This window comes from Acidithiobacillus sp. TH-A36 (assembly GCF_057473445.1).
Window position 1 is genome coordinate 1 of the sequence record NZ_JBYCKP010000080.1, and the last position, 11,303, is coordinate 11,303.

At 54.8% G+C, this 11,303-nt stretch carries 10 protein-coding genes and 1 pseudogene; 2 read left to right on the forward strand and 9 right to left on the reverse strand.

Going from position 1 to position 11,303, the window contains the following annotated elements; genetic code table 11:
• The 5 genes from AC2VLY_RS02045 to rpmB all read right to left on the reverse strand — a co-directional run.
• The coding region (locus AC2VLY_RS02045) for an Hsp70 family protein (protein WP_486921693.1) at window positions 1-752 on the reverse strand (752 nt) is incomplete at its 3' end.
• A gap of 46 nt (window positions 753-798) precedes the next feature.
• The gene (locus AC2VLY_RS02050) at window positions 799-1,323 is read right to left on the reverse strand and encodes a nucleotide exchange factor GrpE (RefSeq protein WP_486921694.1); all 525 of its coding nucleotides are present in this window, start codon (window positions 1,321-1,323) and stop codon (window positions 799-801) included.
• Between the two features lie 72 nt (window positions 1,324-1,395).
• Complete coding sequence (gene hrcA / locus AC2VLY_RS02055; protein ID WP_024892957.1) at window positions 1,396-2,421, reverse strand: heat-inducible transcriptional repressor HrcA; 1,026 nt, start codon at window positions 2,419-2,421, stop codon at window positions 1,396-1,398.
• A 220-nt stretch (window positions 2,422-2,641) separates the two neighbouring features.
• On the reverse strand, window positions 2,642-2,797 hold the full coding sequence (gene rpmG / locus AC2VLY_RS02060) for a 50S ribosomal protein L33 (RefSeq protein WP_010637078.1): 156 nt from the start codon (window positions 2,795-2,797) through the stop codon (window positions 2,642-2,644).
• 11 nt (window positions 2,798-2,808) lie between these two features.
• Window positions 2,809-3,045, reverse strand: coding sequence for a 50S ribosomal protein L28 (rpmB, locus tag AC2VLY_RS02065; RefSeq protein ID WP_024892956.1), 237 nt, complete (start codon window positions 3,043-3,045; stop codon window positions 2,809-2,811).
• A gap of 119 nt (window positions 3,046-3,164) precedes the next feature.
• On the opposite strand from rpmB, the gene metG reads away from it, so the two are divergent.
• Complete coding sequence (gene metG, locus AC2VLY_RS02070; RefSeq protein WP_486892247.1) at window positions 3,165-5,213, forward strand: methionine--tRNA ligase; 2,049 nt, start codon at window positions 3,165-3,167, stop codon at window positions 5,211-5,213.
• 10 nt (window positions 5,214-5,223) lie between these two features.
• Here the strand turns inward: metG and AC2VLY_RS02075 are convergent, their stop codons facing one another.
• From AC2VLY_RS02075 to AC2VLY_RS02090, 4 genes are all read right to left on the reverse strand, one after another.
• On the reverse strand, window positions 5,224-6,345 hold the full coding sequence (locus tag AC2VLY_RS02075; RefSeq protein WP_193651321.1) for a 3-deoxy-7-phosphoheptulonate synthase: 1,122 nt from the start codon (window positions 6,343-6,345) through the stop codon (window positions 5,224-5,226).
• Between the two features lie 108 nt (window positions 6,346-6,453).
• Window positions 6,454-7,827 carry a class II fumarate hydratase gene (gene fumC, locus AC2VLY_RS02080; RefSeq protein WP_300251592.1) on the reverse strand — a complete coding sequence of 458 codons (1,374 nt, stop codon included), beginning with the start codon at window positions 7,825-7,827 and terminating at the stop codon, window positions 6,454-6,456.
• 2 nt (window positions 7,828-7,829) lie between these two features.
• A complete protein-coding gene (locus AC2VLY_RS02085; RefSeq protein WP_486892095.1) occupies window positions 7,830-9,626 on the reverse strand; it encodes a M3 family oligoendopeptidase in 1,797 nt (598 codons plus the stop codon).
• A 32-nt stretch (window positions 9,627-9,658) separates the two neighbouring features.
• The gene (locus AC2VLY_RS02090; protein WP_193651318.1) at window positions 9,659-10,102 is read right to left on the reverse strand and encodes a DUF1841 family protein; all 444 of its coding nucleotides are present in this window, start codon (window positions 10,100-10,102) and stop codon (window positions 9,659-9,661) included.
• 161 nt (window positions 10,103-10,263) lie between these two features.
• Between AC2VLY_RS02090 and AC2VLY_RS02095 the strand changes: the two are divergent.
• Window positions 10,264-11,303: pseudogene (locus AC2VLY_RS02095) on the forward strand (hypothetical protein); the annotation flags it as partial.

Sequence of the window (11,303 nt, forward strand, 5' to 3'; positions counted from 1 at the left end):
TCAATACCGGCTTCGGCTTTGAAAGAATCCGCCAGATAATTGATGATGCGATTGTCGAAGTCACCACCACCCAGGAAAGTATCCCCGTTGGTGGACAGCACTTCAAACTGGTGCTCACCGTCCATTTCGGCAATTTCGATGATGGATACGTCAAAGGTCCCACCACCAAGATCATAAACCGCGATTTTGCTGTCGCCGGGCTTTTTGTCTTCACCAAAAGCCAGGGCCGCTGCGGTAGGCTCGTTGATGATGCGTTTCACTTCCAGACCGGCAATACGTCCCGCATCCTTGGTAGCCTGACGTTGGGCATCGTTGAAGTAGGCAGGGACGGTAATGACTGCCTCACTGACCGTTTCACCGAGATAATCTTCCGCCGTCTTTTTCATTTTCTGCAAAATGAAAGCCGAAATCTGTTGCGCGGAATATTTTTTATCGCGCACTTCTACCCAGGCATCGCCGTTCTCGGCCTTGACCACCTTATAGGGAACGTGCTTCAGATCTTTCTGGACTTCGGCATCGTCGTATTTACGACCAATCAGACGCTTCACTTCATAAATGGTGTTTTCGGGATTGGTGACTGCCTGACGTTTCGCCGCTTCGCCAACCAACACCTCGCCCTCTTCCGTAAGCGCGACAATGGAAGGCGTCGTCCGCTTGCCCTCACTGTTTTCAATGACCTTGACCTTGTCGCCTTCCATGACGGCGACACAAGAATTGGTGGTGCCCAAATCGATGCCAATTACCTTAGCCATTATATGTTCTCCTGAATTAAAAAATTTGTGTTTATATCAACAATGATTACGCGGTTTTGGGTGCTTTGGACACCGAAACCATGGCGGGACGCAGCAGACGGTCATGCATGAGATAACCTTTCTGGTGTACCGCAAGAATCCGGTTTGCATCCCCTTCTGACTCCACCATGGCAATCGCCTGATGCAGATGCGGATCAAAACGCCCTTCGCCCATTTCTATGGGGGCGATACCTGCTTTTCCCAAGGCCTGGGCAAACAGAGTCAGCGTATTTTCAATACCCTGGCGAAACTGCGTGAGCGCTTCATCGCCTTCCAGGGGCGTCGCCAGGGCCAGTTCGAGACTGTCGATAACCGGCAGCAATTCCCGGGCAAAGCGGTCTACGGCATAATTACGGGCATCTTCAATCTGCTTTTCCGAGCGCTTGCGCTGGTTTTCGGCATCGGCCAAGGCCCGCAGATAATCATTGCGATAGGCTTCCGCCTTCTCCTCCCAATTGACTTCACGGGCCTCGGATGCTGCTGTTGTCTCCGCTTCTTCTGAAGACGACACGGGCTTTTCTTCTTCACTCATGCGCAATTCACTCCTGATCGTTTGGATGTCCTCCATATGGGGAGGACCCGGCGCCATTTCAAGCCAAGCCACTCAAGATTGTGACAAAGCCCGCCCCAGTAAATGGGCGGTGCCATCCACCAGGGGAATAATCTGTTGATAAGGCATGCGCATGGGTCCAATCACACCGAGCACGCCGAGCACCTCGCCATCCACCACGTACGGCGCTGAAACGACACTGCAATCGCTCAAGGGCGCAAAGCCCGATTCCTCACCAATGAAGAGGCGCACTTCACTGCCGCGCATACTGCCATCGAGAAGATGGACGAGATCACGCTTCTGCCGCACCGCATTGAGTAACTCGCGCAGACGTTCACTACCGGCCAGTTCCGGCAGGTCCAGCAATTGAAACTCCCCTTCAATAAGCATGCGCTGCTGATCTTCTTCCAGCATTTCCTCACCCAGCTCCATGGCACTGCGCAATATGCGGTCCATTTCGTGACGGGATTGCTGCAGATCGCGCTGCAAATGCTGGATGACTTCCTGCAAGGGGCGACCACCATAACTTTCATTGAAGAAATTGGCCGCCTGATTGAGTTCAGCGGCACTGAGGGCATGCTCGGTGCGAATCAGGCGGTTTTCGACATCGCCCTTATCGGTTACAAAAATGGCCAGCACTTCCTTTTCGCGCAGCGCCAGAAAATCCACATGGCGCAACGTTCGATTGGCGCGCCGGGGCACGCGGACAAACCCCGCCATGTGGGTCAACTCCGAAAGCACCTCCGTGGCCGCATGGAGCACCTGCTCGGTATCCGGAATGTAGTGCCCCAACCGATGAATCAGCAGTTGATGGGACTCGGGAGACAGCGGCACCACCCGCAGCAGCGCATCCACAAAAAAGCGGTAACCGACGTGGGTAGGAATGCGTCCGGCAGAAGTATGGGGGGAAATCAGATAACCTTCATCTTCAAGATCCGCCATGACATTACGGACCGTAGCAGGACTGATATTGAGACCGGCGCCCTTGGCCAACTGGCGACTGCCGACCGGTACACCATTGGCTATATGCTGCTCGATGAGGGATTTGAGCAGGTGCCGCGCACGTTCATCCATAGCCATCAGATTTGTCCCCAACAGACGAGATTATCCTGTGCTGTTGCCAGGCCGCATGAATATCCGGAGAACAAGAAATTGTGGACGATGCACATATGATTGGAATGGGGTCCTTGGCACTCAACCATCAGGAGTGCTAATAACTTAGCAAAATAATGATGGTTGAGCAAAGAACCAACCGGCCTCTCCTGAAGATTCAGGGCAGACCGCAGGGAGGCACAGAAAATTACTTGATTTTGTCTTCCCGGTAAGCCACGTGCTTACGGACTTTGGGATCGTACTTTTTCATTTCCAGCTTGTCCGGTGTGGTCTTCTTGTTTTTGGTCGTGGTGTAGAAATGACCGGTACCGGCCGTGGAAACCAATTTGATTTTGTCGCGCATCAGTTAAATCCTCAGATTTTTTCGCCGGCAGCACGCAGTTCAGCCAGAACCGCATCAATACCTTTTTTGTCGATGGTACGAATACCCTTGGTGCTCACCCGCATACGCACCCAACGATTTTCACTTTCTACCCAGAAACGATGATACTGGAGATTGGGCAGAAAACGCCGACGGGTCTTGTTGTGGGCGTGCGAAACATTGTTTCCGGCCATAGGCTTTTTGCCGGTCACCTTGCAAACTCTGGACATCAGATAAATCTCCCTGAAAAATGGCGCCCTTTATACCATGGATCAGCAGTGACTGCCAGCATCAAAAATCGTTCAACAGCATTGCCTGACAAGCGCTTCCCCTGTAATTTATGGCTACTATGACTAAACGCATCCTGATTACCAGCGCCCTGCCCTACGCCAATGGTCCGATTCACCTTGGCCATCTGGTTGAATACACCCAAACCGACATCTGGGCCCGCTATCAGCGCCTGCGGGGTCATGATTGCGTTTACGTCTGCGCCGATGATGCCCATGGCACGCCCATCATGCTGCGCGCCCAGAGTGAAGGCATCACTCCGGAAGCCTTGATAGCACGCATGCATGAAGAGCATCTGCGCGATTTTACCGGCTTTGGCATCGGTTTTGATTTGTACCATAGCACCCACTCACCGGAAAACTTCGAGATATCGCAGGAGATTTATCGGGCTTTGCGCAGTGCCGATTTCATCAACATCCGCGAAATCGAACAGGCTTATGATGCCGTTGCTGGCATCTTTCTACCGGATCGTTTTATACGCGGGACCTGCCCCCGTTGCCAGGCACCCGATCAATATGGAGACAGCTGCGAGGTCTGTGGCGCTACATACAGCCCCACCGACCTGATCAATCCGGTGTCTGCCGTATCGGGTGCAGTACCCGAACGTCGCCAATCCGAGCATTACTTTTTCCAGTTGGGGGATTTTACCGGGTTCCTCAAACAATGGATTCACAGCGGCACCCTCCAGGAAGAAGTCGCCCACAAGCTGGATGAGTGGTTCAGTATTGGGCTGGCCGACTGGGACATCAGCCGCGATGCACCTTACTTCGGCATCCCCATTCCCGATGCGCCGGGCAAGTTTTTTTATGTCTGGCTGGATGCCCTGCCCGGTTACATGGCAGCCACCCGCCACTGGTGTGCCAGTCATGGTCGTGATTTCAGTGATTACTGGGGACCCGACGCCAGCGCCGAAATTTATCATTTCATTGGCAAGGATATTATTTATTTTCATGGCCTGTTCTGGCCGGCGATGCTCAAGGGCTCCGGACATCGTCTGCCTACCGGTATTTTTGCTCACGGACACCTGACCGTAAACGGTGCCAAAATGAGCAAATCCCGGGGGACTTCCATCACTGCCGGACAATATCTGCAACATCTCAATCCCGAATTTTTACGCTATTACATTGCCACCCGACTCAACAGTCATGTCGAAGACATTGACCTCAACCTTGAAGATTTCCTGCTGAAAGGCAACGGGGATCTGGTTGGCAAGGTCGTCAATCTGGCCTCGCGGGCGGCGGGATTCATTCATCGCTTTTTTGCCGGGCAACTGGCCCCATCACTGGGATCCGATCAGGCATTTTACGATAATCTGCTGGACAGTCAGGAAGCTATTGGCGAGGCTTATGAAAGTCGCGAATATGGCAAAGCCATGCGCGACATCATGGCGCTTGCCGACCAGATTAATGCCTACGTAGACCAGAATGCCCCCTGGGCGATGGCCAAAAATCCTGAACAGCGCGAAGCATTACATCGCGTTGCCACTGTGACGCTGAATGGCTTCCGCATTCTGGTGACTTTACTCAGCCCGGTCATTCCCGAACTGGCGCGCAAATCGCTGGCATTTTTACAAACGGAGCTCAGTTGGTCGGGACTCAGCCAACCCCTGCTGAAGCACGACATTCAGCCCTACACCCATTTATTGCAACGTATGGAAAAATCCCAGGTGGACGCCTTGATTCAAGCCCCCACAGAAGCACCCGGTACCCATGGTGCAGCAACAAAGCCCGAACATGCCGACACAGAAAAAAAAGCAGCCGCTGCGCCCGGCACGGAAAGCAGCACCATCAGTATTGAGGATTTCAGCAAGGTCGATTTGCGCATTGCCCGGATTGTTGCGGCAGAAGCGGTGGAAGGTGCGGACAAGTTACTGCATCTGACCCTGGATATTGGCGAAGAAAAAACCCGTTCAGTGTTTGCGGGTATCAAAAGTGCCTACGATCCAGCCAGTCTGGTGGGACGCCTGACGGTCATGGTGGCCAATCTTGCGCCGCGCAAAATGCGTTTTGGCCTGTCTGAAGGCATGGTCATGGCCGCCAGTGGTCCGGCGGGGGGGCCTTTCCTCCTGTCTCCGGATGCCGGCGCCGAACCCGGCATGCGTGTGAAGTAGGGCTGCGGCCCTACTCAGCAACACCCTGAGCAGCGGCCAGAAGCACCCGCTCTTCGTAGGTTTCGCGAGCCAGCCGGACATCTTCCAGAAACCAGGGTAACTCTTTCAGCAGCAAGGCCTGAGGGCCATCCACCAGCGCAGTTGCCGGATCCGGATGAAAATCCACCAGGATCATGTTGGCCCCCGCCACAACCCCCTCTGCGGTAGCGTGAAAAACGTCAGGGATTCCGTCCGGGCCGGCATCACGACTGCCCACGGAGTGAGAGGGATCAATGCAGACCGGCATCCGGGTAAGACGCTTCACGGTGGGCACCTGGGCAAAATCCACAAAATTGCGATGGGGATCACCAAGGTTGGTTTTCATGCCACGCAAGCCAAACACCACCTTGGTATTCCCCTCTGAGGCCAGATATTCTGCTGCGTTGAGGGACTCTTCCAGGGTGATGCCAAAACCACGCTTGAGGAGCACCGGAAACTCGGTCTGCCTTCCTACGGCCTTGAGGAGTTCAAAATTCTGGGTATTACGGGTGCCAATCTGGAGCATCACCCCGGTTGGATGTCCGGTTTTTTCCAAAGCCTCACGGATCTCATCCATGTGCGACTCGTGGAGGATTTCCATGGCAATCACCCGCATTCCATATTTGCCTGCAAGCTCAAATATATAGGGTAAACAGGCCTGGCCATGCCCCTGAAAGGCATAAGGGCTGGTCCGTGGCTTGTAGGCGCCCATACGCGTGCAGACCTGACCGTTTTCCTGGAGTGCTTTCATCATCTGCTCAACGTGCTCGGGCGTATCTACCGCACAGAGACCCGCGAATACATTGAGGTTATCCTGCCCAAAATGAACGCCGTTGTAGTCAAAGCCCTGAGTGCGATGATCGCCGGAATGCCGCCCGAGCATCCGGTACTCCCTGGAAACCCGAATAGCCTGCTTCACGCCGGGCAAGGCTTCCATGTCTTCCACCCGCAACGATTTGGTATTGCCAATCAGATAAATTTCGCTGAGCAACTGCTCGATACCCTGTTCCTGATGAATCCGGTACTGGATATCAGACATGGCCTTGAGACGGGTCAGCAACTGTTGAAAAACGGGCGACTGCTCCGCCAGATCTGCTTCTAAAATCAGGATCATGCTCTAAGTCCTCTTGCGCTGTCTGAATGCTGATGGATTAGCCGGACCAAAGGATAACATGATCCGGCGATGATCCTCCATAACAGCAGCGCATCAGCATGCCTGGCTTTACAACATGTCCTGCGGCTGCACCTGCGCGTCGAAGTCTTCTCCCGCGAGGAAACCCAGCTGAATCACCGCCTCGCGGAGTGTACAATGATTGCGGTGGGCGTGCTGGGCCACGGCCGCCGCGCGCTCATAACCCATCACGGGGGTCAGGCAAGTCACCAGCATCAGAGATTTTTCCATGTTTTCCTGCAAGCGTTCAGAAACCGGCTCCAGCCCCTGCAGACAATGCTCGGCAAAAGACCGGGCCGCATCCCCCAGCAGCTCGATGGACTGCAGAACATTGAATGCAATCAGCGGCTTGTAAACATTCAGTTCAAAATTACCCTGGGATGCGGCGAAGGCAATGGCTGCGTCATTTCCATAAACCTGCACGCAAACCATGGTCAGCGCCTCAGCCTGGGTGGGGTTCACCTTGCCGGGCATAATGGAAGACCCCGGTTCATTTTCGGGAAGTTGCAGTTCGCCCAGACCCGCCCGGGGGCCGGATGCCATCCAGCGAATATCGTTGGCTATTTTCAGCAAGGACATGGCGACCAGGCGCAGACTGCTGCTCAGTTGCTGGAGGGCTTCATGGCCCGCCAGCGCCGCGAAAAAATTGGCTGCCGGATGAAAAGGCAAGCCCAGTTCAGCATGCAGGTGCGCACAAGCCTGTCTGGCAAAATCTGGATGACAGTTAAGGCCCGTGCCCACCGCCGTAGCCCCCAAAGCCAGTCCGTACAGTCCGGGCAAAGCCTGCTCAATGGCCTGAATACCCATCTGCAACTGCGCCTGGTACCCGGAAAACTCCTGACCCAGGGTCAGCGGAACAGCATCCATCAGATGCGTGCGTCCGACCTTGATCAGTGCCGCAAATTGCTGGCTTTTAGCCGCCAGCAGGCTTTCCAGATGGATCAGCGTGGGCAGCAGATTTTGCTGCGCCGCCAATGCTGCGGCAATATGCATGGCCGCCGGAAAAGTATCATTGGAAGACTGACCAAGATTCACATGATCGTTGGGATGCACGGGGTTTTTCGTGCCCCGGACCTGACCAGCCAGCTCGTTGGCACGATTGGCAATCACTTCATTCACATTCATATTGCTCTGGGTGCCGCTACCCGTCTGCCAGACCCGCAGCGGAAACTGTTCATCCCAGCGTCCATCGATGATTTCGCTGGCGGCAAGCTGAATATAATCGGCAATATCCTTGCCCAAAAGGCCCAATTCGTGGTTGACCTGAGCAGCAGCACGCTTGATTCTGGCCAGGGCATAAATGACCGCCATGGGCATCCGTTCGCTGCCGATGGCAAAGTAATTCAGGGAGCGTTGGGTTTGCGCCCCCCACAGTGCGGTATCTTCCACCTCCACCAGACCCATGCTGTCTTTTTCCTGACGCATGCTCAACGGACTCCGGCCAGGGATTCCGCCTCATCCACCATACTGGCAAGATAATCCAGGGCTTTTGACCACAAATCCGGATCTTCGAGATTAACACCCGTTTCTGCCACCACCTCGGCAGGCGTTTTGCTGCCCCCAAGCTTCAACATGGCGACATATCCCGTCACAAAGCCCTGGGGATTTTCCCGATAACGCTGAATTAAAGCCAAAGTCAGCAATTCACCAAAAGCATAAGCGTACACGTAGCCGGGAGAGCCAATAAAATGCGGGATATAACTCCACCACCAGCGGTATCCGGGACTGAACTGGATACTGTCGGCAAACTGCTCAGTCTGGGTTTGCATCCACAGCTCTGCGAGCCTTTCCTTGCTGAGTTCGCCCTCGCAACGACGGGCATTGTGCATTACCACCTCAAAGCGATGCATGGCCATCTGCCGGAATACCGTGGCAAAGGTGTCCTCAATTTTGCCGCAGAGCAAGGTCAGACGTTGCTGCGGGTCCTGCTCCTCGCGCATCAGCCGTTCAAAAGTCAGCATTTCTCCGAACACCGAGGCTGTTTCCGCTGTAGTCAGCGGCGTATCGGCATTCAGGTAGCCCTGCTCACGCGCCAGATACTGATGGATGCCGTGCCCCAGTTCGTGGGCCACGGTCATCACGTCGCGCACCGTACCGGTATAATTGACCATCAGGTAAGGATGTACGTCGGGAGTCACCGGATGAGCAAAAGCCCCACCCCGTTTGCCGGGTGCCAGAGCCGCATCAATCCAGTGTTCGTCAAAAAAACGTTGACCGATGGCACCCAGCTCCGGCGAAAAATCGTGGACCGCCGCCAGCACAATGCGCTGACATTCCGCCCAGTCGTAACGCCGCGCCTCACTGGAGATCGGCGCATAGCGGTCATAGTCCATCAGCGGCGCTACCCGCAGCAGTTTGGCCTTGAGCCGATAATAGCGGGCCACCAGAGCGTAGCGGGACACCACGGCTGCCTCCAGGGCCTCGACCATACTGTCGGAAATTTCATTACTCAGATTGCGCTCACTGAGCCAATGGGGATAAGAACGCAGCCGGTCATCCAGGGCCTTATCGGCCAGAATGGCATTAAAACAGGTGGTCAAAGTGTGCAGGCGGCTTTCCAGTCCCGTACTCAGGGACTCTGCCGCATCATGACGCAATGTCCGGTCAGGATTGGACAGCAGGGTCAGCACTTCCTGCTCGGTCATAGCCTTACCGCGCAGATTGAAACGCATCTCTGTCAGCGTTTCGTCAAAAAGGCGCTCCCAGAGTGCCCGACCAGTTACCCGCTTTTCCGAAAGAATCTGTTCTTCGCTCTCACTCCGCAGGTGACTGCGATATTGCCGCCAGTTGCGCAGCAGATGCGCCCAGTGGGCGAGAGCAGGATCCTGAAGTAACTGTCCAGCGCGATTCTCATCGACCGCATTCCAGGCAATATCAAAAAATATCAACTGATTGCTGACTTGAGTCGCGGCTTCTTCATAAGCCTGCAACGCCGCCCCATACGCAGGCTGGTCGGCATGAGTGACATAACTCAGATAACGAAAAGTCCCTACCCGACCCAACCGTTGACGAATGGCCTCCAGACTTTGCATGGCTGTGGCCAGGGCAGCTGCATCCAGATCGCCCAAACCCGGTCGATACTGCCGGGCAAAATCTTCTGCTGCGCTGCTGGCCCAAAGCATATCGGCTTCCAGGTGCGGATCGTCCGAACCCGCATAAAGATCCTGCAAACGCCAGTGAATGCTTTCAGCGCCGGTTGTTGTCGATTGCACTGCTTTTACCATGAATTTTCTCCCAAATGCCCCTCAGGGCCGTATCAAGCCGGATCTGGCAACGCCAGTCCGCGCCGCACACAAGCCAGCAGGGTACCCATATCCGGAGGCACCCCCGCCCTCTGTGCCTGCCACATCATCTCGCCCATACAGTCGACAAAAAGATGTTCGGCATCATGTTCACCCCGCTTTTCGCAGGCGATCGTGTAAAGATGGACGATACCCTGTGGCTGATTCATTGCCAACATTTCTGCCAGCCCCACATGCAGAGACATATGCAGAAAGGGATTGCTTTGCCCCTGTTCAGGGGAAAAGTCCTGGTACAATCCTCGTTCGGCATCTTCCAGCAAGGCCTGATACTCGGGGTGATCCAGAATGGCGGCCACAATCCTGGTCTGCACGCCTTCGAGGGGCCGCCCCTCGCGAAAAGCTTGCCAACTGTCCAGAAAGATCTGCCGATATGTTTCTCGTTTACTGCCATAAAGCATAATAATTAGCCTGCAAAAGCCTCGTTGACGATGATAGGGCACACTGACATGGGTAGGAAAGGGACGCTTTTTGTGGTAAATAAGGCAAGTCTTAACAAAGCTTGCTTTGTTCTATTAAAAGCACTTATCGCAGCATTATTTCAGCGGGAGATTAGCGCAACATGGCCAACGCGAATACGGTACCAGCAGCAGTAGTAAGTCTCAACGAACGCCAGTGGGAAGGGCTCGGAAAAGTCGGCGAAGCCGCCCTGCAGGTGCAAAACATGCTGCAGATGCTGCGCGACGTCCTGAATGAACTCCCTCAGGCCATCGATACAGACAAGTTGATGGAAACCATGCAGCCCTACATGGAAAAACTGCAGGGCATTTCCGAATCCCTGCAATCTTTCGTCAAGGGCAACTCCGATGAAGAACCGCTGGATCGCCTGCGTGCGCTCATCAATGACGCCCAGCAGGCCGAACTGGACAAAACCCTCAAGGAAGTCCTGCAACTTCTCGGCAATCTGCAGCGCTCCGGTTTTTTCAGCTCCATCGCGGCACTCAGCGCGGAGTTGAAGTGCCCCATCATCGGTGAAAATCCCGAAGAAATGGTCCAGAAAATCCATAGCAGCACGGCCACCATCCAGTACTGGTTAGAAAGCGCCAAGCAGGGTGTAGGCGTTGTCGGCAACATGGTTGGGCAACTGGACCTGCCGGATCGCCTTGATGAAATTCAGGAAATGGCCGACCAGTGGATCCAGATGGCCAAGCGCGCCCAGCGCCTGATTCAGGGTGACGCTCCCGATCTGCAGACCCGCCTGAGCGGCATGCTCGACATGGCGGAAATTTTGGGCGGGCAGATGAATATTGCCATTGGCACCCTGCGCGACACCATGCCTGAAGTTCTGGAAAGCGCCAATATGGGTAATGCGTTGGCCAGCATCGGTTCGGGCGGCAACCGCTGGATGCAGGTGGCCATGCGCGTCAAGCATCTAACCCAGGGTGACGGCTCAGTGGATATGGTCAGTCGGGTTGAGGGCTTGCTGGATCAGGTAGAACATCTGGCTGGTTATGCGGCCAGTGCCGGATTTTTTGTTCAGGCGGGTAAAGATGGCCTTGGTGCCGTAAAAGGCATCATCTCCGACCTCGACCTTCCGGACAAGCTGGATGATATTGCCGAAGAGGCCGAAAAATGGCTGAAAATTGCCATGCGCGCCAAAGA